Below are 19,679 nucleotides of genomic sequence, written 5' to 3' on the forward strand. Positions count from 1 at the left end.
GCTGCGCGCGGGCGCTATCCTTTTGCCAATATCCGGGCCACTTCGGGGGCGAAATAGGTCAGCACCCCGTCACAACCGGCGCGTTTAAAGCACATGAGGCTTTCCAGCATGGCGCGCTCGCGGTCGATCCAGCCGTTCTGCGCGGCGGCCATGATCATCGCGTATTCGCCGGACACCTGATAGGCAAAGGTGGGTGCGCCAAAGGTTTCCTTGGCCCGTCGACAAATGTCGAGATAGGGCATGCCGGGCTTGACCATCACCATATCAGCCCCTTCGCTGAGGTCACGCTCGATCAGGCGCAGGGCCTCGTCGGTGTTGGCGGGGTTCATCTGATAGGTTTTCTTGTCGCCCTTGAGCGCGTTCGCCGCGCCCACCGCATCGCGGAACGGGCCATAAAAGGCAGAGGCGTATTTGGCGGCATAGGACATGATCATCACATTGGGATAGCCATGCGCCTCGAGCGCCGTGCGGATCGCGCCCACGCGCCCGTCCATCATGTCGGACGGTCCGATGATATCGACGCCCGCCTCGGCCTGACTGAGCGCCTGTTTGACGAGCGCGGCCACGGTGGAATCGTTGACGATCTCGCCATCCACGACAAAGCCGTCATGGCCGGTGTCCGAATAGGGATCAAGCGCCACGTCGGTCATCACGGTGATGCCCGGCACTGCCGCTTTGATCGCGCGGGTGGCGCGGTTGCTGAGGTTCTCTGGGTTCCAGGCCTCTGCGCAATCGGCGGTGCGGTTTTCGGTCGAGGTATAGGGAAAGAGGCAGACGGCGGGAATGCCAAGGTCAGCGGCCTCTTGTGCGGCTTCGACCACGCGGTCGATGGACCGGCGCATGACACCGGGCATGGAGGGCACTGGCTCTTCTATCCCGTCGCCGTCGCGCACGAAAAGCGGCCAGATCAGATCGCCCGCTGTCAGCGTGTTTTCGGCCACGAGGGCGCGGATGCTGGGCGTGGCGCGGGTGCGGCGCAGGCGGGTGGCGGGAAAGGCGGCTTGGGTCGGGCGCATGGGCGGTCTTTCTGGCTGGATCAACCTTGACTGAGTGGCATGGAAATTCGCGCATCTCAAGGGTAGGAATTGCCGCGCTCCGGCGCTAAGAGAGGCGATGATGCGGCAAGAGGGGCGCGGGCTTGGACTGGTACGATACGGTTTTCGAGTTGATCGACATGCGGTCTTTCAGCAACCTGTGGTTCTGGATTGCGCTGGCGGTGACATGGTCTTCGGCCAGCCACTGGGTTCTGGGGGTGCCATGGGACATGGCCATTCGCGCGCGCAAGGGCCAAAATGCGCAGGCGATGACCGATTTCGAGGACATGGTGCGGATCAATATCAACCGCTTGCTGTATCTGGTGCAGGAATCCGGCCTGTTGATGGCGGGGATTACGGCGTTCTTGATGACCACGCTGGTGTTGCTGGGATTTGTCTATGACAGCGAATTCGCTCAGGCGCTGTTTTTGCTGGGCTTTCCGCTGTTGCTGGTTTGGGGGTTGTCGATCCGGCTGGCGCAGCGCATCGCATCGCGCGGGTGGACGGGTGTTGCCTTGATCAAGCGGGTGCAGACGCATCGTCTGGTGATTCAGGTGATCGGTATGCTGTCGATTTTCGTGACTGCGATGTGGGGCATGTACCAGAACATGAACGCCAATATTCTGGGATGACATGCGCGGTTGACGGCGCGCAAGATGCAGGAAGATCATGACCAAGGCGCAACATATCACCGTGGGCGGCGCGCCCGAAGGCTTTGACGCGACGCTCATTCTGGCTGAGGTTGCCAAGACCGGCGCGCCGGTGCTGCATGTGGCACGCGATGACAAGCGGATGGCGGCGATGCAGGCTGCGTTGCGCTTTTTCGCACCAGATATGCCGGTGATTACCTTTCCGGGGTGGGATTGCCTGCCCTATGATCGCGTGTCGCCCAATGCCGAAATCAGCGCCACGCGGATGGCGACGCTGGCGGGGCTGGCGCATGGGGGGCCGTCGCAGTTCGTTCTATTGACCACGCTCAATGCCGCGACACAGCGGGTGCCTGCGCGCGAGGTGTTGCGCGGTGCGGCCTTTGTGGCCGCAGTGGGCGAGCGCATTGATGAAAAGGCATTGCGGGATTTTCTGGTGCGGATGGGGTTCACGCAGGCACCCACCGTCACGGAGCCGGGGGATTATGCGCTGCGTGGTGGCATCATAGATATCTATCCGCCGGGTGAGGGCGGGCCGGTGCGGCTTGATCTTTTTGGTGATGTGTTGGACGGGGTGCGCGGGTTTGATCCGGGCACGCAGCGCACGACCGAAAAATTGGACCGAGTAGAGCTGGCCCCGGTCTCTGAGGTTATTCTCGACGAGGAAGCGATCCGCCGCTTTCGTCAGAATTACCGGATCGAATTTGGCGCTGCGGGCACCGATGATCCGCTCTATGAGGCGGTGAGTGCCGGGCGCAAACATGCCGGGGTCGAGCATTGGTTGCCATTCTTTCACGAGCGGCTGGAGGGGCTTTTTGACTATCTGCCGCAGGCGACGATCACGCTGGATGAGCAGGTGACGCCGCAGCGGTTGGCGCGTTGGGAGAGTATCGCGGATCAGTATGAGACCCGGCATCTGGCGCTGAGCCAGAAATCGCGCGGTGACACGGTGTATAAGCCGGTGCAGCCGGGGCTGCTCTATTTCGACGATGCCGCGTGGACGGCGGCGGTGGCCGAGCGGCGGGTGCTGCAATTCGCAGCATTGCCACAGGCGACAGGGCCGGGGGTGATTGACGCAGGCGGGCGGATCGGGCGCAATTTCGCGCCGGAGAGGCAGCAGGAAAATATCAATCTCTTCAGCGCATTGAAGGATCATATTCGCGCGAAACTCGACCGTGCGCCGGTGTTGGTGGCCTCCTATTCCGCAGGCGCGCGCGAGCGGCTTGAGGGCCTCTTGGAAGACGAGGGGTTGATTGGCGCGGTCGGGGTGAGCAGCGCCAAGGGCATTGGCAAGCATGGGCTGCATCTGGCGGTTTGGCCGCTTGAGAGCGGGTTTGAGGCGCCGGGCCTGACGGTGATTTCCGAACAGGATGTGCTGGGCGAGCGGTTGATCCGCGCGCCGCGCCGGCGACGGGCCGAGAATTTCCTGACCGAGGCGCAGAGCCTGAGTGTTGGCGATCTGGTGGTGCATGTGGACCACGGTATCGGGCGGTATCTGGGGCTTGAGGTGGTCACCGCCGCCGGGGCCGCGCATGAATGCCTCGTGCTGGAATATGCCCAAAGCTCCAAGCTGTATCTGCCGGTCGAGAATATCGAGCTCTTGTCGAAATACGGCCATGAAGAGGGCCTGCTTGACCGTCTGGGCGGCGGCGCGTGGCAGGCCAAGAAGGCGCGGCTTAAAGAGCGTATCCGCGAGATGGCGGATCGTCTGATCCGGGTGGCGGCCGAACGGGCGCTGCGCAGCGCGCCGGTGATCGAGCCGGAACATCACGCCTGGGAGGCTTTTGCCGCGCGGTTCCCCTATCAAGAGACCGACGATCAGTTGCATGCGATCGAGGATGTGTTGAACGATCTGGGATCGGGCGCGCCGATGGATCGGTTGATCTGTGGCGATGTGGGTTTTGGCAAGACCGAGGTGGCGATGCGCGCGGCCTTTGTGGCCGCGATGTCGGGGCTACAGGTGGCGGTGATTGCGCCAACAACCCTGCTTGCGCGGCAGCATTATCAGGAATTTGCGTCACGGTTCCGGGGATTTCCGGTCAATGTGCGGCCCTTGTCGCGGTTTGTGTCGGCGGGAGAGGCGGCCAAGACCCGCGATGCCATGGCGCGCGGCGAGGCGGATATTGTCGTGGGCACCCATGCCCTCTTGGCCAAGGGGATACGGTTCAAGAACCTTGGGCTCTTGATCATCGACGAGGAACAGCGCTTTGGCGTGGCGCATAAGGAGCGGTTGAAGCAGTTGCGTTCGGATGTGCATGTGCTGACGCTGACCGCGACGCCGATTCCGCGCACGCTGCAACTGTCGCTGTCGGGGGTGCGCGACCTGTCGATCATCAGCACGCCGCCCGTGGACCGTTTGTCGATCCGCACCTATGTGAGCGAGTTCGATAGTGTGACTGTGCGCGAGGCGCTGTTGCGCGAGCATTATCGCGGCGGGCAGTCGTTCTATGTGGTGCCACGCATCAGCGATCTGCCCGAGATCGAGGATTTCCTGAAAACGCAGGTGCCCGAGGTGAGCTATGTCATCGCCCATGGGCAGATGGCGGCGGGGGAACTCGACGAGCGGATGAACGCGTTTTACGACGGCAAATACGATGTGCTGCTGGCGACGACGATTGTTGAATCTGGCCTCGATATTCCCACGGCCAATACGATGATCATCCACCGCGCCGATATGTTTGGCCTGAGCCAGCTCTATCAGATCCGGGGTCGGGTGGGGCGCTCCAAGACGCGCGCCTATGCCTATCTGACAACCAAGCCGCGCCTGCCGCTGACGCCGGGGGCGGAAAAGCGGCTGCGGGTTCTGGGCAGTCTCGACACATTGGGGGCCGGGTTTACGCTCGCCTCACAGGATCTCGATATTCGCGGGGCGGGCAATCTGCTGGGCGAGGAACAATCCGGGCAGATGCGCGATGTCGGCTATGAACTCTATCAATCCATGCTGGAAGAGGCGATTGCCAAGATCAAATCCGGCCAGATGGAGGGCCTGTCGGAGGCTGATGAGCAATGGGCACCGCAGATCAATCTGGGCGTGCCGGTGCTGATCCCCGAGGAGTATGTGCCCGATCTCGACGTGCGTCTGGGGCTCTACCGTCGCCTGAGCGGGTTGGAGACCAAGGTGGAGTTGGAAGGCTTTGCCGCCGAGTTGATCGACCGTTTTGGCAAGCTGCCGCGCGAAGTGAACATGCTGATGCTGGTGGTGCGGATCAAGGCGATGTGCAAACGCGCTGGCATTGCCAAGCTTGATGGCGGGCCGAAAGGGGCCACGATCCAGTTTCACAACGACAAGTTCGCCTCGCCGCAGGGCTTGGTTGAATTCATCAATGACGAGCGGGGTTTGGCCAAGGTGCGCGACAACAAGATCGTGGTGCGCCGCGACTGGAAAGGCGAGAGCGACCGGATCAAGGGGGCCTTTGGCATTGCGCGCGATTTGGCGGAGAAGGTCGTGGCCGAGGCCAAGCGCGCCAAGGCCTGAGGGCGGGGTGGGGGCGCTGCCCCCGTCCCGGATTTTATCCGGGACTCCCCCGAGGTATTTTGGGCCAGATGAACGGCGCGGGTGATCAGCCCGCGATGGAGGCCCGGTAGATGTCGTCGATGGATTTCGCGATGGTGGCGTTGAATTCGGCGTCTGATTGCTGGGCCGAGAGACCTTCGGTCAGGGCGCGGCTGAAGCTGGCGATGACGCCGCGATTTTGGGCCAGACGCGCGTTGGCCTCTTCCCGGCTATAGCCGCCCGAGAGCGCCACGACGCGCAGCACGCGGGGGTGGTTGACGAGGCTTTCGTAAAGGTTTGCGGTTTCGGGCAGGGTGAGTTTGAGCATCACCTCTTGATCGGCGGGCAGCGCGTCAAGCTGCGCGAGGATGGCGGCGCGCAGGAGGGTTTCGGCCTCGGCCTTGTCGGCAATTGAGATGGTCACTTCGGGTTCGATGATCGGCACGAGGCCGTGGCCCAGAATTTGCTGTCCGACCTCGAATTGCTGGGCGACCGCCGCTGCAATGCCGGTGGGATTGGCCGCGTCGATCACCGAGCGCATTTTGGTGCCGAAAATCCCCGCCTTGACCGCGCGCTCCAAGAGCGGATCGAGATCGGGCATGGGTTTCATCAGCTTGACGCCATCGGTGTCACCGGCCAACCCCTTGTCGACCTTGAGAAAGGGGACCACGCCGCGCTCTTGCCAGAGGAAGGCGGGCGAGGGTTTGCCGCCGATGTCGCGGTCCATGGTCATTTCGAACAGGATCGCGCCCAGAACTTTGTCGCCGGTAAACTCTGGGGCCTGAGCGATGCGTGCGCGCATGGCGTGCACCAGATCGAACATTTCCGCCTCGGAGGTATAGGCGCCTTCCTCGATGCCGTAGAGGCGCAGGGCCTTGGGGGTGGAGCCGCCGGATTGGTCGAGAGCGGCGATAAAGCCCTGACCTGCGCGGAGTTTGTTGGCCTGTTCGGTCTTGGTCATATGGGACACCCCTGAAGGACTACACGGTTTCGCGCCCTCATAGGCGAGGGGCGCGGGCTGTGCAATCGTGGTGGCGCTAACAGGTGGTGGGCGGGTGGCACTCAGGCCTTGAGTGCTGCAACGCCAGGCAGATCCTTGCCTTCCATCCATTCCAGAAAGGCACCACCTGCGGTCGAGATATAGGTGAAATCCTCGGCGGCACCGGATTTGTTGAGGGCGGCCACGGTATCGCCACCGCCTGCAACGGAGATGAGCTTGCCCGCCCGGCTGAGTTGGGCGGCATGGGAGGCGGCGGCGTTGGTGGCGGTATCGAAGGGGGCGATTTCAAAGGCACCCAGCGGGCCGTTCCAGATCAGCGTTTTGGCGGCATCGAGCGTGGCGATGATGCGCGCCACGGCCTGAGGGCCTGCGTCAAGGATCATGGCATCGGGCGGGCAGGCATGCGCGCCGACCACCTCATGCGGGGCACCGGCGGCAAAGTCGCGTGCGACGACCACATCGGCGGGCAGAACGATCTTGCAGCCTGCATCCCCTGCCTTGAGCATGATCTCGCGGGCGGTGGCGGTCATGTCATGTTCGCAGAGCGATTTGCCCACATCGAGGCCCATGGCGGCGAGAAAGGTATTGGCCATGCCGCCGCCGATGATGAGGCTGTCCACCTTTGCCACGAGATTGCCCAAGAGGTCGAGCTTGGTCGAGACCTTGGCCCCGCCGACGACGGCCACGACAGGGCGTTTGGGCGTGCCAAGAGCCGCCTCGAGCGCCTGCAATTCGGCCTGCATCAGGCGGCCTGCGCAAGACGGAAGATGCCGCGCCAAGCCTTCGGTTGAGGCATGGGCGCGGTGGGCGGCGGAAAAGGCATCGTTGCAGTAGATGTCGCCCAGTTGTGCCAGACGCGCGGCAAAGGCGGGATCATTCGCTTCTTCGCCGGGGTGAAAGCGGATGTTTTCGAGAAGCAGCACATCAGAGGCGAGCGCCTCGTCGGTCAGGTTCTCGGCCCCTTCCAGCGTTTCGATCAGCCGCACCTTGCGGCCCAAGGCGGCCTCGAGCGCGGGCACGGTCACGCGCAGCGACATGTCGAGCACGACCTTGCCCTTGGGCCGTCCGAAATGCGCGAGAAGGATCGGGCGTCCGCCCTTGGCGAGAATGTCGGTGACGGTGGGCGCGATACGGTCGATGCGGGTCGCGTCTGTCACAAGGCCATTCTCGACCGGGACATTGATATCAACGCGCACCAGCACGCGCTTGCCGGTCAGATCGATGTCGTCAAGGGTTTTCCAGCTCATGCCTCAGGCCTCCCGAAATCTGGTCGCGCTTCTATTGGCGCGGGTCTTTGCCAGCGTCAACCTCTGTGCTTGGCAATCGTGTGGGAACCGCCTAGGTATCATGGCATATTTACCAAGGAGAGCCCCATGGCCGAGATCAAGGACCCCGAAAACACCATTCTGATGGAGCTGAAGGGTGGCACTGTCACCATCGAGCTTTTGCCCGCTATCGCACCGGGCCATTGCGAGCGGATGAAAGAACTGGCCCGTGCCGGGCATTATGACAACGTGGCCTTTCACCGCGTGATCGACGGGTTCATGGCGCAGACTGGCGACGTGGAACATGGCAATATGGAAAAGGACTATCAGCCGCGTCGGGCGGGCACCGGGGGCAGCACGCTGCCCGATCTCAAGGCCGAGTTTTCCAAGATCCCGCATGATCGCGGCACGCTGGGGGCGGCGCGCAGCCAGAACCCGAATTCGGCGAACAGCCAGTTCTTCATCAATTTCAGCGACAACCATTTCCTGAATGGTCAATACACGGTCTATGGCCGGGTGATCGCGGGCATGGAGCATGTCGATGCCATCACGCGCGGCGAGCCGCCGGCGAGCCCGGACCGGATGATCAGCGTCAAGGTGGCCGCAGATGTATAAGATTGTTGTCGCACTTAGCCTGCTGGCGGGTCCGGCGCTGGCGACGGGGCTGGAAATCGAGATTGCGGGCGAGGCCAATGGCACTGTCAAGATCGACCTCTATGAGGATATCGCGCCGGGGCATGTGGAACAGATCACGGCGCTCGCCTCTGAGGGGGCCTATGATGGGGTCGTGTTTCACCGGGTGATCGAAGGATTCATGGCGCAGACTGGCGACGTGCAGTTTGGCAAGCTCGAGGGTGGTGATATGGGCCGCGCGGGGATGGGGGGCAGTGAGCGCCCCGACCTCAAGGCTGAATTCTCGAACGAGCGATTCTTGCGCGGGGTGGTGGGCATGGCGCGCAGCCAAGACCCCAACAGCGGCAATAGCCAGTTCTTCATCATGTTTGATGCGGGTGAGTTCCTGAACGGGCAATATACCGTGGTTGGTCAAGTCACTGAGGGCCTTGAGATTGTGGATGCGATCAAGCGCGGCACCGGGCCCAATGGGGCCGTGGTCGGGCAACCGGATGTGATGACACGCGTCACAGTGACCGACTAGGCATGACGGCTGCCCCCACGTTCACTTCGGAGTCTCTTGCCAAGGGGGTCTGGGGTATTGTGGGGGCCGCAGTGCCGTGGCGCGGCGGCGTTTCGATGCCGCTGCGAACAGTTGTGATTGAATTGCCCTCGGGCGACTTATGGGTCCATGCGCCGGTGCCGCTGTCGGATGACTTGCGGGCGTGGCTGGCAGAGCGGGGCCGTGTGGCGCATATCGTTGTGCCACAGGCGCCCGTTTTGGCGCATCTGCCCGCGTGGCAGGCGGCCTATCCGTCAGCGCGGATCTGGCGCGGGGCCGAGGTGGCAACCGCCACTTGGGCGCGTGAGATCAAGCCGCTTGTGCTGGAAGGCGCGCAAACCGAGGTGGCGTTTTTACATCAGGCCAGCCGCTCTGCGATCCTGTCACGGCTGATCATGGCGGTAGAGACCGCGCCGTTGCCGGTGTGGATGCGCCCGCTGATCTGGCTGGCCGGGATTGACGACAGTGATGGCAAACCGCCTATGGGGCTTGCGCAGCGTTTGGGCGGGCGCAAGGCGGTTGGGGATCTGGTGGAGCAGATGCTGGATTGGGGGCCAGAGCGGCTGATCCTGACACATGGGCGATGCTACACGCGGGATGCCAGCGGAGAAATCAAGCGCGCGTTTCGCCGGTTGATGCGCGACCGGTTGTGGGACCGCGCGCTGAGCGAGGCACGGCGGGGCTGAGACCCGGTTTCAGGCGCGTGGGGTGGGCTGGTTTGACACCTGAGATGTGCGCATCTTGGGTTGTGACCGATGCTATGACAGGCGGCGCTTGCCCCGCTTTCCTGGTTTGCTGACAACCCTCCTGCTGATCGCCTCTCTGGCCCATGCCGATCCTTGGTCGTGGCGGTGCGGCAGGCAAAAGGCGACGCTGTGCTTGACTTCTGCGTGCTGCACCGCCATATGCACCTCAACCGACATTTCCTGCCGCGTGAGCAGCACTGCCTGAAACAGGCGTATCTTATGAAATGTCGCGGATGATCCCAAAATCACGCGTGGGGCCAAACACCTGTCAGAGTGCAGGGGGCATGCGGCCCCTTGGCTGCGGGCGGGTGCAACCACGACGACCGGGCGGTGTGAACCACTGCCTGTGACGGGCTGCGGGATGTCCTCGCGCCCCTGAAAGGATACGACTTGAACCTATTTGACGAAATGGGCCTGCCTGCTGCATTGGTGCGCAAGCTGGCCAACGAAGGCATCACCGAACCGACCCCGATCCAGACCCATGCGATCCCGCATGCGCTGAACGGGTTTGATGTTCTGGGCCTTGCGCAGACCGGCACCGGCAAGACCATGGCCTTTGGCCTGCCTCTGATTACGGCGTTGATGCAGGCACCGGGCAAGCCCGCGCCCAAGACCATCCGCAGCCTGATCCTTGCACCGACGCGGGAATTGGCCAGCCAGATCCGTGACGCGCTGTTGCCGCTGGTCAAGGACAGCCCGATCAAGATCAATCTTGTGGTGGGGGGTGCCTCGATCAATCCGCAGATCAAGCGGTTGGAGCAGGGCACTGATATTCTGGTGGCGACGCCGGGGCGGTTGCTTGACCTTATTGACCGGCGCGCGGTGCGTCTGGATGCGGCGCATTTCCTTGTGCTCGATGAGGCCGATCAGATGCTTGATCTGGGCTTTATCCATGCGCTGCGCCGGATTGCGGGGCTTTTGGCGGCGGAGCGGCAGACGATGCTGTTTTCGGCCACCATGCCCAAGCAGATGGAAGAGTTGGCCGGTAGCTATCTCAAGCATCCCAAGCGGGTGCAGGTCAGCCCGCCGGGCAAGGCCGCTGACAAGGTCACGCAAGAGGTGCATTTTGTTGCCAAGGCCGCCAAGCCCGATCTGCTGATCGAGCTTTTGGCCAAGCACAAAAGCGAATTGGCGTTGGTCTTTGGTCGTACCAAGCACGGCTCGGACAAGTTGGCCAAGCGGTTGGAGCAGGCCGGTTACAGCGTGGCGGCAATCCATGGTAACAAGAGCCAAGGCCAGCGCGAGCGCGCGCTCAAGTCGTTCCGTGACGGGCATGTCAAAATCCTTGTGGCGACCGATGTGGCGGCGCGGGGTCTGGATATTCCGGATGTCAAACACGTCTATAATTACGAATTGCCGAATGTGCCTGACAACTATGTTCACCGGATCGGACGGACCGCGCGGGCGGGCCGGGACGGGGCGGCGATTGCATTCTGCGCGCCCGACGAGATGGGCGAGTTGAAGGATATTCAAAAGGTTCTGGGCACGACGATCCCCGTTGCCTCGGGCCGTCCGTGGGAAGTGCTGCCTGATCCGAAGTCGCCCAAGCCCGCCACGGGGCGGGGTGGTCCGCGGCGTCGCACAGGCGGCGGTGGCGGATTTTCCGGCGGTGGCCAGCAAGGCAAGCCGGGCGCGGGCGGTGGTCGTCGGCGCAAGCCCGGTGGCGGCGGTGGTGGCGCGCGGTCGAACGCAGCCTGATCAAGACAAGAACGCCGGGGCATGCCCCGGCGTTTTTCATGTGCCGCAGAAGGTATTTTCCACCACCTCTGACGGGGTAGGCGGGCGTTTGAGATCGGCGGCATCAGGCTGATCTATGTAGGGGCGCGCCAAAACGTCGAGCAGCCGCTCGAAGGGGGCGTAATCGCCGGCAACGGCGGCCTCGATCATTTGTTCAACCCGGTGATTGCGGGGGATGTAGGCCGGGTTGGCGGCGCGCATCACCGCCTCTGGATTGGCCTCTTGCGCGATACGGGCGCGCCAGAGCGGCTCCCATGTGTCAAAGGTGGCGCGGTCGAGAAACTGATCGCGTGCGGTGCCGTCGATGAGACCCCGGAAGGTATTGGTGAAATCCGCCCGCCCCTCGGCCATGCGCGCCAGCAGGTCAGCGATGAGCGGGGCATCCTGTGCTGTCGCCTCGGCAAGGCCGATCTTGCGACCAAAGGCGCGGCGCCATTCGACCTCGATCTGGTCGGGCATGGCATGCACAAGGGCGGTGAAATCCTCGATCGCCTCGTCCTGATCGGGCATGAGCGGCACCAGAGCGGTGGCCAGTTGCGCCATGTTCCAGACGATCACATGCGCCTGATTGTCATAGGCATAGCGCCCGCGCGCATCAATCGAGCTGAACACGGTCTGCGGATGATAGGTATCCATAAAGGCGCAGGGGCCATAGTCGATCGTCTCGCCGGAAATTGCCGTGTTGTCGGTGTTCATCACCCCGTGGATGAACCCGATCGAGAGCCAGCCCGCCACAAGGCGCGCCTGCGCGCGGATCACCTCGGCCAAGAGATGCGCGGGGCTTTCGACATGGGGGTAGTGGCGGGCCACCGTGTAGTCATAAAGCGTGCGCAGCCCGTCAAGATCGCGCCGGGCGGCGAAAAACTGGAATGTGCCAACGCGCAGATGGCTGGAGGCCACGCGCGTGAGCACCGCGCCGGGTAGGCCGCCCGCCTCGCGGTAGACTTGTTCGCCGGTTTCAACGGCGGCGAGGGCGCGGGTGGTGGGCAGGCCAAGGGCGTGCATCGCCTCGGACACCACATATTCGCGCAGCACCGGGCCAAGCCACGCGCGCCCGTCCCCCATCCGGCTATAGGGGGTGGGGCCAGAGCCTTTGAGCTGAATGTCGCGGCGCTGACCGTTGCGGTCGATCACCTCACCCAAGAGCAGCGCGCGCCCGTCACCCAGTTGCGGCGAGAAGCCGCCAAACTGATGCCCGGCATAGACCTGCGCCAAAGGGGTGGCACCCTCGGGCACCTGATTGCCGGAAAACACGTCGGCAAGTTCGGGGTCTGGGACCTCTGCGATGCCCAGTTCGGCGGCCAAATCCCGGTTGAACCGGATGAGGCGGGGGGCGCGCACATGCAGGGCTGTCTGACGGGTGTAAAACCGCGCAGGAAGATCAGCATAGCTGTTTTGAAACGGGATCGCGAGAGTCATGAGGTTTACCTAGGGTCAAGCAGGCGAAAGTCTAGAGCGCACAGGTCATGAGGCTGTAGGCGTCGCGTGGTTCGAAACGCAGCTTGCGATAGAGCGCGCGCGCCTTGTCATTGTCGCGCCGCACTTCAAGGTGCAGCGCCTTTAATCCGGCACCGGCCAGGGCCTTGGGCAGGCTGATCATCACTTCCGAGCCGATGCCGCGCCCGCGCACGCTGGGCCGGATGTAGAATTCATCGACATATCCATCGAGTCCGCCGAATTCGACCGACCAGCCAAAGCTGATGACGATATAGCCGATTGGCGCACGCCCCGGTCCGATGAGGTAGGTCACGCCATGCGGGCTGCCTTCGAGCATGGGCAAAAGTGCGGCGCGGCGGATGGCCTCGGACTGGGCAATGCCGGTCTCTTGGTGAAAGGCGGCGACCAGAGACAAGAGCCGGTCCAGATCATCGGGCCGGGCGAGGGTGAGGGCGGTCATAGGCGCGCGAGCCTTTCAGTGAGCAGGTCAAAGAAGGCCTGCGCGTTGATATCGTGAACAAAGGTGGCATTGGCGGGGCGACCGGTTACAGCCCACCAATCCACCACGGTCATGCCCATGGTCAATTCCGAGTGCGTCTCGATTTCCACATTGACGTGGCGGGCGGTAAAAAGATCGGGGCGCAAGAGCCAGCCAATCGTGCAGGGATCATGCAGCGGTGCGCCATCCGCGCCGTGGCGTTCGGGGCGGTAGCGTTCGTAAAACCCGGTCAGTGCGCCGACAGCCTCGCCCACCGGGGTTCCGAGGGCGCGAAAGGCGGCGTTGCGGGCGGGGGTGACCAATGCCTGATGCGTGACATCGAGGGGCAGCAGGGTCAGTGGCACGCCAGAGGCGAGCACGCAGGCGGCAGCCTCGGGGTCGACATGGATGTTGAATTCTGCCGCCGGGGTCACATTGCCATGCGCGGCATGGGCCCCGCCCATAAGGATAATCTCTTGTACGCGCGCGACGATGTCGGGCGCGCGCTGAAAGGCTGTGGCGATATTGGTGAGCGGGCCGATAGGCACCAGCGTGACCGTGCCGGCGGGGCGCGCGCGCAGGGTGTCGATAAGGAAATCGACGGCGTGCTGGTCCTGAAGCGGCATGGTCGGTTCGGGCAGGTCGGGGCCATCCAGGCCAGAGCGGCCATGCACATGCTCTGCGGTCACCAGAGCGCGGCCAAGGGGCCGGTCGCATCCGGCAAAGACCGCAAGATCGGGGCGGCCCGCCAGTTCGCAGATTTTGCGCGCGTTGCGCGTGGTCAGATCCAGCGGCACGTTGCCTGCCACGCAGGTCAGGCCAAGCAGGTCAAACGCCTCGGGACAGGCCAAGGCAAAGAGGATCGCCACCGCGTCATCCTGACCGGGATCGGTGTCGATGATGATCTGTCGTGCCGTCATACCTGTCCTCGCGGTGCCCGGCGCACCATGGGGCGGATGTGGCGAAATGTCCACCAGTGGTGTCGTGCGAACGCTTAAGGTTGCCGATCCGAATCAAGGGCTGCGTGATCCGGATGCCGCGGCGCAGCATCTGCGCGGGGCTAAGGATGTGTTGCCGCCCAATGGGTGTTGGGCACAAAAATCGCCCATGCTCAGCAAAAAACCGCATAGATTTCCGTCTCTTGCCCCGGCTTTCTGTTTGGGTTTCGCGGCATTCTGGCTATAGTCCCCTGCAACTGCCACAAAGTTACAAACAATAAGGCCGGGGGAGAGACCACCGATGATCCGATCGGAACTGATTCAAAAAATCGCTGACGAGAACCCGCATCTTTATCAGCGCGACGTCGAGCGTATCGTCAACACCATCTTCAACGAGATCACCGATGCGCTGGCCGAGGGCAACCGCGTCGAGTTGCGCGGCTTTGGTGCGTTCTCGGTGAAAAAGCGGGATGCGCGCACGGGTCGCAATCCACGCACCGGTGAAAGCGTGCATGTTGAAGAGAAAAACGTGCCCTTCTTCAAGACCGGCAAGCTCTTGCGTGACCGGCTCAACGGAAAGTAATCCATGCGCTATATCCGCTATGCTTCGATTGCCATTTTCGCCCTTGCGCTGGTACTCATTGCGCTGGCCAATCGCGGGGTCGTAACCCTGCGGGTGTTGCCCGATGAATTGGCGGGGTTTGCCGCGCTCAATCCGACCTATGATCTGCCGCTTTTCATCGTGATCTTTGGTGGCATTCTGATGGGTTTGATTGTCGGGTTCATCTGGGAATGGATTCGTGAGGCGGGCGAACGGGCGGCGGCGGCACGGCAGGCGCGCGAACTGGCAAGCCTGCGGGCCGAGATCAAGCGGCTTAAGGGTGAGCGGCATCAGGGCAAGGATGAGGTTCTGGCGCTGTTGGATCAGGCGAGTTAACCTGAGCGCATGGCGAGAGATATTCGTGTCAAGATTTGCGGTCTGACCGCCGCTTCTGACGTGTCGGCGGCGGTCGAGGCGGGTGCGGCCTATGTCGGTTTCGTATTCTTCGAGAAATCACCGCGGAATGTGGGGCTGATGCAGGCGCGGGCGCTTGCCTTGGGCGTGCCGCCGGGAGTGGCCAAGGTGGCGCTGACGGTCGATGCCGATGACGCCACGCTTGATGCGCTGACGGATCAGGTGCCGCTCGATTTCCTGCAATTGCATGGGGAGGAGAGCCCCGCGCGGGCATCGCAGATCAAAGCACGCTATGGCCTGCCGGTGATCAAGGCGATTGGGATCGCCGAAGCTGTGGATCTGGCGCAGATTGACGCGTATAGCGGTGTGGCCGATCAGCTTTTGATCGACGCCAAGCCCCCACCGGGGGCGACACGACCGGGCGGCAATGCGCTGGCCTTTGACTGGGGTTTGATCGCGGAGCGCGACTGGACGTTGCCATGGCTTTTGGCGGGGGGGCTGAACCCGGACAATGTGGCCCTCGCGGTGGCGCGCACGGGCGCGCGGCAACTTGATGTCTCAAGCGGGGTCGAAGCCGCGCCGGGGATCAAGGACGCAGGCCTGATCCGCGCGTTTATCCGCAATGCCCAAGGTGCTTGAATTCCGCGAGGCGCGTCGTGATGAGGTTGCGCAGGTGGTTGCGCTTTTGCGCGACGATGTGCTGGGGCAGGGGCGGGAACTGGGGGATATGGCCGAGTATCTGACCGCCTTTGACGCCATGCAGGCCGAGGGCAACAATCACCTCATTGTGGGCGTTGACGCACAGGGCGCGGTGCTGGCCACCTATCAAATCACGATGATCAGCGGGCTGTCGCTTTTGGCGGCGCGGCGGGCGCAGGTGGAAAGCGTGCGGATTGCAAGGCATCTTCGGGGGCAGGGATTGGGGCATCTCATGTTTGCGGATGTCGAGGCGCGCGCGCGTGCCGCCGGATGCCGGTTGATCCAATTGACCATGAATGCGACCCGCACCGAGAGCCGCCGGTTTTACGAGAGCCTTGGCTACAGGGCGTCGCATGTCGGCTTTAAGCGGGCCTTGGATTAGGTGTTCCGGTTGACAGGCCCGAACCCGCGACAGATGCTTTTATAAAGAGCGACAAGAGGCTGCGATGACCCGTGATCCCGAGGATCTGAGCGATGTGTATGGGGCGAAGACGCCCGAGCAATCCCGCGCGATCTATAACGATTGGGCGCTGAGTTATGACGCCGATAATCTGGCGCGGGGGTTTCGGCTTCCGTCGCTGGGGGCGGCGATGTTTGCGCGGTTCATGGGGACGGCTGAGGGGCCTGTTTTGGATGCCGCCTGTGGCACCGGGCTGGTGGGCGAGAGCCTGCGGATCCTGGGCTATGGCCCGATCACCGGCTGTGATCTTTCGCCCGGTATGTTGGCGGCGGCGCAGGCAACGGGGCATTACGCCAATCTGGTCGAGGCGGAGATGGGCAGTGGTCTGCCCTTTGCCGATGACAGGTTTGCAGGCTTTATCTGTGTCGGGGCGTTTGGCCCCGGTCATGCCCCGGCGGAGAGCCTTATTCATCTGGCCCGCGTGACGCGCCCCGGCGGTATTGGGGTGTTCAACCTGCTGGAGGCCACATGGAAGGCGCAAGGCTTTCAATCGGTGCTGGAATCGCTTGTGGACAGTGGCCAGATCCATATCGCGCAGCGGTCAGAGCCATTCTTGCCCTTTCTTTTGGCCGAGCCGGACCTTTGGTCGCGGCTCTATGTGATCCGCCGCCTTTGAAATTCTGCTTTTCGCTGGAAAATCCCCCGCGCGTCCCATATTCAACCCCAGACTTCCCCGAATGACAAAGGCCCGAGACAATGAACGATCTCTTCAACAGCTTTATGACTGGTCCCGACGAAAAGGGCCGGTTTGGCGATTTCGGCGGGCGGTTTGTGTCGGAAACCCTGATGCCGCTCATTCTGGAACTGGAAGAGCAGTATGAGCACGCCAAGACCGATCCATCGTTCTGGGACGAGATGCACGATCTGTGGACGCATTACGTGGGCCGCCCGTCGCCGCTCTATTATGCGGACCGTCTGACGCAGCATTTTGGCGGGGCCAAGATTTATCTCAAGCGGGATGAGTTGAACCACACGGGCGCGCATAAGATCAACAATGTGCTGGGGCAGATCATCCTTGCCCGCCGTATGGGCAAAAAGCGGATCATCGCGGAAACGGGGGCCGGTCAGCATGGGGTTGCCACGGCGACCGTCTGCGCCAAGTTCGGGCTGCAATGCGTGGTCTATATGGGCGCGCATGATGTCGAGCGTCAGGCGCCCAATGTGTTCCGGATGCGTTTGCTTGGCGCGGAGGTGGTGCCGGTCACGTCTGGTCGCGGCACGCTCAAGGACGCGATGAACGACGCGCTGCGCGATTGGGTCACGAATGTGCGTGACACGTTCTATTGCATCGGCACCGTGGCTGGGCCGCATCCCTATCCGGCGATGGTGCGCGATTTCCAATCGATCATCGGCAAGGAAACCAAAGAGCAGATGCAGGCCGCCGAAGGGCGTCTGCCGGATACGCTGGTGGCGGCGATTGGCGGCGGGTCAAATGCGATGGGGCTGTTTTACCCCTTCCTTGACGATCCAACGGTAAATATCATCGGGGTCGAGGCCGGGGGCCATGGCGTTGATGACCGGATGGAGCATTGCGCGTCGCTGACGGGCGGGCGGCCCGGCGTGTTGCATGGCAACCGCACCTATCTTTTGCAGGATGCCGATGGGCAGATCCTTGAGGGGCATTCCATCTCAGCCGGTCTTGATTATCCGGGGATTGGACCCGAGCATAGCTGGCTGCATGAAACGGGGCGCGCCAAATATGTCTCGATCACGGATGTCGAGGCGCTGGAGGCGTTCCAGCTTTGCTGTGCGCAGGAGGGGATTATTCCCGCGCTGGAACCAAGCCATGCCTTGGCCCATGTGATGAAAATCGCGCCGACCCTGCCCAAGGATCATCTGTTGGTGATGAATATGTGCGGGCGCGGCGACAAGGATATCTTTACCGTCGCCAAGCATCTGGGATTTGACATGAAGATCTGAGGCGTTGCGCGTCAGACCTTGAACACCTCATCCACCGGCACCTGAAGAGCGGTGGCGAGGGCGTTGGTTTGCGATGCCATGCCGATGACGGAGAGCAACTCGCCGTGTTGTTCGGGGGTCATGCCCTTGGCGCGGGCCGCTGCGGTGTGGGAATGGGCGCAGTATTCGCAGCTGTTGGCGACAGACACGGCGATATAGATCAGCTCCTTGGTCAGGGGATCAAGGGTGCCGGGGCCCATCACGGATTTGAGCCGCTGCCATGTGGCGCTGAGGAGCGCCGGGTCATGCGCCAGCGCGCGCCAGAAATTGTTGATGAAATCGCTGCCGCGCGTGGCGCGGATGTCGTCGAAGACGGCGCGCACCTCTGGTGTGGCTTCGGCATCGCTGATGAGGGTCACTGTGGCCATGTCTTACCTCTCGGGGGCGGCATGTTGTTGCAGAACCTCGAGCGGAACGATTTCGAGGGCGCGCACATGGGTGGCATCAAGCCGCACCAAAGGCGCGCACCCCTCGTCATGGGCCTGAAGAAAGCGCGCGGCGCAGAGACACCAGTGATCGCCCGGTTTCAGGCCGGGAAACTGAAATTCGGGGTGTGGCGTGCTCAGATCATTGCCGACATATTTGGAAAAGGCCAGAAACTCTGCGGTCATCAGGGCGCAGACCGTGTGGCTGCCATGATCCTCGGCGCAGGTGTTGCAATGACCATCCCGGAAAAAGCCGGTGAGCGGCTTGGTTGAACAGGGTTCCAGCGCCTCGCCCAGAACATTGCGGGCCTCATCCATGATCGACATTGCTTTGGTCCTTTCGCTGTTGGTCTGAGAGTGGCGGGTTTTGCGCGTGTTTACAAGCGGTTGTCAGCGTGCGTTCACTGGCGTTCTTCGGCCTTGGCCTGATCCCAGAGCGTGTCCATTTCTGCCAGATCCGACTCGATCGGGCGTTTGCCGCGTTCGGCCAAGAGCGCCTCGATCCGCTCGAATCGCCGGGTGAATTTGGCATTGGCGCGGCGCAGGGCAGTTTCGGGGCAAACCTTCATGTGCCGGGCGAGATTGGCCATGACAAACAGAAGATCGCCGAACTCCTCTTCGACCGCGTCTTGGGTCAGTTCGGTTGCGGCTTCGTGCAACTCTTCAACTTCTTCGCGTATCTTGTTGAGAACATGAGAGGAGTCGGGCCAATCAAAGCCCACCCGCGCGGCGCGTTTTTGCAGTTTGACCGCGCGCAGGAGCGCAGGCAGGCCAAGGGCCACACCGTCAAGCGTGCCGGTCTTGGCCTCGGCGGCGCGTTCGGCGGCCTTGACCACCTCCCAATCGCGGGTCTGTTGCTCGGCGGTCTTGTCGCGGCTTTCGGCGCCGAACACATGCGGATGGCGTGCGACCATCTTGTCAGAGATGGCGTTGGCCACGTCCTGCACATCAAACAGGCCTTGGTCCTGGGCAATTTGGGAATGAAACACGACCTGCAAGAGCAAGTCGCCCAATTCGCCGCGCAGCTCTTGCCAGTTCTGCTGCTCGATGGCGTCGGCCACCTCATAGGCCTCTTCAATCGTGTAGGGGGCGATGCTGGCGAAATCCTGTTCGATGTCCCAAGGACAGCCGGTATCGGGATCGCGCAGCCGCGCCATGATGGCGATGAGGCGGGGCAAGCCCCCGTCGGGATCGTGGATGAGCATATCGTCAGGCATTGCGGCGGCCTCGTC

At 62.6% G+C, this 19,679-nt stretch carries 21 protein-coding genes; 12 read left to right on the forward strand and 9 right to left on the reverse strand.

Annotated elements, in window-relative coordinates; genetic code table 11:
- Positions 1 to 14 precede the first annotated feature (14 nt).
- On the reverse strand, positions 15 to 1,016 hold the full coding sequence (gene hemB, locus GC127_RS16235; protein ID WP_151979015.1) for a porphobilinogen synthase: 1,002 nt from the start codon (positions 1,014 to 1,016) through the stop codon (positions 15 to 17).
- A 122-nt stretch (positions 1,017 to 1,138) separates the two neighbouring features.
- Here hemB and GC127_RS16240 point away from each other — a divergent pair, with 122 nt between their 5' ends.
- A complete protein-coding gene (locus GC127_RS16240; RefSeq protein WP_087148859.1) occupies positions 1,139 to 1,666 on the forward strand; it encodes a component of SufBCD complex in 528 nt (175 codons plus the stop codon).
- A 37-nt stretch (positions 1,667 to 1,703) separates the two neighbouring features.
- On the forward strand, positions 1,704 to 5,156 hold the full coding sequence (gene mfd, locus GC127_RS16245; protein WP_151979016.1) for a transcription-repair coupling factor: 3,453 nt from the start codon (positions 1,704 to 1,706) through the stop codon (positions 5,154 to 5,156).
- 85 nt (positions 5,157 to 5,241) lie between these two features.
- Here mfd and GC127_RS16250 read toward each other — a convergent pair whose 3' ends face one another.
- Together GC127_RS16250 and pgk are read right to left on the reverse strand one after the other, a co-directional pair.
- On the reverse strand, positions 5,242 to 6,135 hold the full coding sequence (locus GC127_RS16250) for a fructose bisphosphate aldolase (RefSeq protein WP_151979017.1): 894 nt from the start codon (positions 6,133 to 6,135) through the stop codon (positions 5,242 to 5,244).
- 101 nt (positions 6,136 to 6,236) lie between these two features.
- Positions 6,237 to 7,421, reverse strand: a complete 1,185-nt coding sequence (gene pgk / locus GC127_RS16255; RefSeq protein ID WP_008282388.1) for a phosphoglycerate kinase — start codon at positions 7,419 to 7,421, stop codon at positions 6,237 to 6,239.
- A 126-nt stretch (positions 7,422 to 7,547) separates the two neighbouring features.
- On the opposite strand from pgk, the gene GC127_RS16260 reads away from it, so the two are divergent.
- The 4 genes from GC127_RS16260 (at position 7,548) to GC127_RS16275 (ending at position 11,057) form a co-directional block, all read left to right on the forward strand.
- Complete coding sequence (locus tag GC127_RS16260; RefSeq protein ID WP_008282387.1) at positions 7,548 to 8,054, forward strand: peptidylprolyl isomerase; 507 nt, start codon at positions 7,548 to 7,550, stop codon at positions 8,052 to 8,054.
- Positions 8,047 to 8,595: a peptidylprolyl isomerase gene (locus tag GC127_RS16265; RefSeq protein WP_081506463.1), complete on the forward strand. Its 549-nt coding sequence runs from the start codon at positions 8,047 to 8,049 to the stop codon at positions 8,593 to 8,595. Before GC127_RS16260 ends, GC127_RS16265 begins: the two co-directional genes overlap by 8 nt.
- Positions 8,596 to 8,597: 2 nt before the next feature.
- On the forward strand, positions 8,598 to 9,299 hold the full coding sequence (locus tag GC127_RS16270; protein ID WP_151979018.1) for a DUF4336 domain-containing protein: 702 nt from the start codon (positions 8,598 to 8,600) through the stop codon (positions 9,297 to 9,299).
- A 450-nt stretch (positions 9,300 to 9,749) separates the two neighbouring features.
- Positions 9,750 to 11,057 (forward strand): DEAD/DEAH box helicase, encoded by a 1,308-nt coding sequence (locus tag GC127_RS16275; protein WP_037298493.1) that lies wholly within the window; start codon positions 9,750 to 9,752, stop codon positions 11,055 to 11,057.
- Positions 11,058 to 11,093: 36 nt separating this feature from the next.
- On the opposite strand, the gene GC127_RS16280 is transcribed toward GC127_RS16275, so the two are convergent.
- Genes GC127_RS16280 through GC127_RS16290 form a run of 3 tightly spaced genes read right to left on the reverse strand, consistent with a single transcriptional unit; the run spans position 11,094 to position 13,931 of the window.
- A complete protein-coding gene (locus GC127_RS16280) occupies positions 11,094 to 12,515 on the reverse strand; it encodes a YdiU family protein (RefSeq protein ID WP_151979019.1) in 1,422 nt (473 codons plus the stop codon).
- Between the two features lie 31 nt (positions 12,516 to 12,546).
- Positions 12,547 to 12,993 carry a GNAT family N-acetyltransferase gene (locus GC127_RS16285; protein ID WP_151979020.1) on the reverse strand — a complete coding sequence of 149 codons (447 nt, stop codon included), beginning with the start codon at positions 12,991 to 12,993 and terminating at the stop codon, positions 12,547 to 12,549.
- Complete coding sequence (locus GC127_RS16290; protein ID WP_151979021.1) at positions 12,990 to 13,931, reverse strand: nucleoside hydrolase; 942 nt, start codon at positions 13,929 to 13,931, stop codon at positions 12,990 to 12,992. The genes GC127_RS16285 and GC127_RS16290 overlap by 4 nt, the downstream gene beginning before the upstream one ends.
- A gap of 319 nt (positions 13,932 to 14,250) precedes the next feature.
- Between GC127_RS16290 and ihfB the strand changes: the two genes are divergently transcribed.
- The 6 genes from ihfB to trpB all read left to right on the forward strand — a co-directional run bounded on the left by ihfB (position 14,251) and on the right by trpB (position 17,983).
- On the forward strand, positions 14,251 to 14,532 hold the full coding sequence (gene ihfB, locus GC127_RS16295) for an integration host factor subunit beta (RefSeq protein WP_008282380.1): 282 nt from the start codon (positions 14,251 to 14,253) through the stop codon (positions 14,530 to 14,532).
- Positions 14,533 to 14,535: 3 nt separating this feature from the next.
- Positions 14,536 to 14,886 carry a lipopolysaccharide assembly protein LapA domain-containing protein gene (locus GC127_RS16300; protein ID WP_037269371.1) on the forward strand — a complete coding sequence of 117 codons (351 nt, stop codon included), beginning with the start codon at positions 14,536 to 14,538 and terminating at the stop codon, positions 14,884 to 14,886.
- Between the two features lie 9 nt (positions 14,887 to 14,895).
- A complete protein-coding gene (locus GC127_RS16305; RefSeq protein WP_151979022.1) occupies positions 14,896 to 15,543 on the forward strand; it encodes a phosphoribosylanthranilate isomerase in 648 nt (215 codons plus the stop codon).
- Positions 15,527 to 15,985, forward strand: coding sequence for a GNAT family N-acetyltransferase (locus GC127_RS16310; protein ID WP_151979023.1), 459 nt, complete (start codon positions 15,527 to 15,529; stop codon positions 15,983 to 15,985). Before GC127_RS16305 ends, GC127_RS16310 begins: the two co-directional genes overlap by 17 nt.
- 64 nt (positions 15,986 to 16,049) lie before the next feature.
- Complete coding sequence (locus tag GC127_RS16315) at positions 16,050 to 16,679, forward strand: class I SAM-dependent methyltransferase (protein ID WP_151979024.1); 630 nt, start codon at positions 16,050 to 16,052, stop codon at positions 16,677 to 16,679.
- An 80-nt stretch (positions 16,680 to 16,759) separates the two neighbouring features.
- Positions 16,760 to 17,983: a tryptophan synthase subunit beta gene (gene trpB, locus GC127_RS16320; RefSeq protein WP_008282375.1), complete on the forward strand. Its 1,224-nt coding sequence runs from the start codon at positions 16,760 to 16,762 to the stop codon at positions 17,981 to 17,983.
- 11 nt (positions 17,984 to 17,994) lie between these two features.
- Here the strand turns inward: trpB and GC127_RS16325 are convergent, their stop codons facing one another.
- The 3 genes from GC127_RS16325 to mazG form a co-directional block, all read right to left on the reverse strand.
- Positions 17,995 to 18,390 (reverse strand): carboxymuconolactone decarboxylase family protein, encoded by a 396-nt coding sequence (locus GC127_RS16325; RefSeq protein WP_151979025.1) that lies wholly within the window; start codon positions 18,388 to 18,390, stop codon positions 17,995 to 17,997.
- 3 nt (positions 18,391 to 18,393) lie between these two features.
- On the reverse strand, positions 18,394 to 18,774 hold the full coding sequence (locus tag GC127_RS16330) for a DUF2237 family protein (protein WP_151979026.1): 381 nt from the start codon (positions 18,772 to 18,774) through the stop codon (positions 18,394 to 18,396).
- A 74-nt stretch (positions 18,775 to 18,848) separates the two neighbouring features.
- Positions 18,849 to 19,664: a nucleoside triphosphate pyrophosphohydrolase gene (gene mazG / locus GC127_RS16335; protein WP_151979027.1), complete on the reverse strand. Its 816-nt coding sequence runs from the start codon at positions 19,662 to 19,664 to the stop codon at positions 18,849 to 18,851.
- Between the last annotated feature and the right edge of the window lie 15 nt (positions 19,665 to 19,679).

Source organism: Roseovarius sp. EC-HK134 (assembly GCF_902498815.1).
Classification (GTDB): Bacteria; Pseudomonadota; Alphaproteobacteria; order Rhodobacterales; family Rhodobacteraceae; genus Roseovarius; species Roseovarius mucosus_A.

Coding starts and splice junctions, on each gene's coding strand:
- hemB (WP_151979015.1), bottom strand. CDS start 1,016: ATGCGCCCGACCCAAGCCGCCTTTCCCGCCACCCGCCTGCGCCGCACC.
- mfd (WP_151979016.1), top strand. CDS start 1,704: ATGACCAAGGCGCAACATATCACCGTGGGCGGCGCGCCCGAAGGCTTT.
- GC127_RS16250 (WP_151979017.1), bottom strand. CDS start 6,135: ATGACCAAGACCGAACAGGCCAACAAACTCCGCGCAGGTCAGGGCTTT.
- pgk (WP_008282388.1), bottom strand. CDS start 7,421: ATGAGCTGGAAAACCCTTGACGACATCGATCTGACCGGCAAGCGCGTG.
- GC127_RS16260 (WP_008282387.1), top strand. CDS start 7,548: ATGGCCGAGATCAAGGACCCCGAAAACACCATTCTGATGGAGCTGAAG.
- GC127_RS16265 (WP_081506463.1), top strand. CDS start 8,047: ATGTATAAGATTGTTGTCGCACTTAGCCTGCTGGCGGGTCCGGCGCTG.
- GC127_RS16270 (WP_151979018.1), top strand. CDS start 8,598: ATGACGGCTGCCCCCACGTTCACTTCGGAGTCTCTTGCCAAGGGGGTC.
- GC127_RS16280 (WP_151979019.1), bottom strand. CDS start 12,515: ATGACTCTCGCGATCCCGTTTCAAAACAGCTATGCTGATCTTCCTGCG.
- GC127_RS16285 (WP_151979020.1), bottom strand. CDS start 12,993: ATGACCGCCCTCACCCTCGCCCGGCCCGATGATCTGGACCGGCTCTTG.
- GC127_RS16290 (WP_151979021.1), bottom strand. CDS start 13,931: ATGACGGCACGACAGATCATCATCGACACCGATCCCGGTCAGGATGAC.
- ihfB (WP_008282380.1), top strand. CDS start 14,251: ATGATCCGATCGGAACTGATTCAAAAAATCGCTGACGAGAACCCGCAT.
- GC127_RS16300 (WP_037269371.1), top strand. CDS start 14,536: ATGCGCTATATCCGCTATGCTTCGATTGCCATTTTCGCCCTTGCGCTG.
- GC127_RS16305 (WP_151979022.1), top strand. CDS start 14,896: ATGGCGAGAGATATTCGTGTCAAGATTTGCGGTCTGACCGCCGCTTCT.
- GC127_RS16310 (WP_151979023.1), top strand. CDS start 15,527: ATGCCCAAGGTGCTTGAATTCCGCGAGGCGCGTCGTGATGAGGTTGCG.
- GC127_RS16315 (WP_151979024.1), top strand. CDS start 16,050: ATGACCCGTGATCCCGAGGATCTGAGCGATGTGTATGGGGCGAAGACG.
- trpB (WP_008282375.1), top strand. CDS start 16,760: ATGAACGATCTCTTCAACAGCTTTATGACTGGTCCCGACGAAAAGGGC.
- GC127_RS16325 (WP_151979025.1), bottom strand. CDS start 18,390: ATGGCCACAGTGACCCTCATCAGCGATGCCGAAGCCACACCAGAGGTG.
- GC127_RS16330 (WP_151979026.1), bottom strand. CDS start 18,774: ATGTCGATCATGGATGAGGCCCGCAATGTTCTGGGCGAGGCGCTGGAA.
- mazG (WP_151979027.1), bottom strand. CDS start 19,664: ATGCCTGACGATATGCTCATCCACGATCCCGACGGGGGCTTGCCCCGC.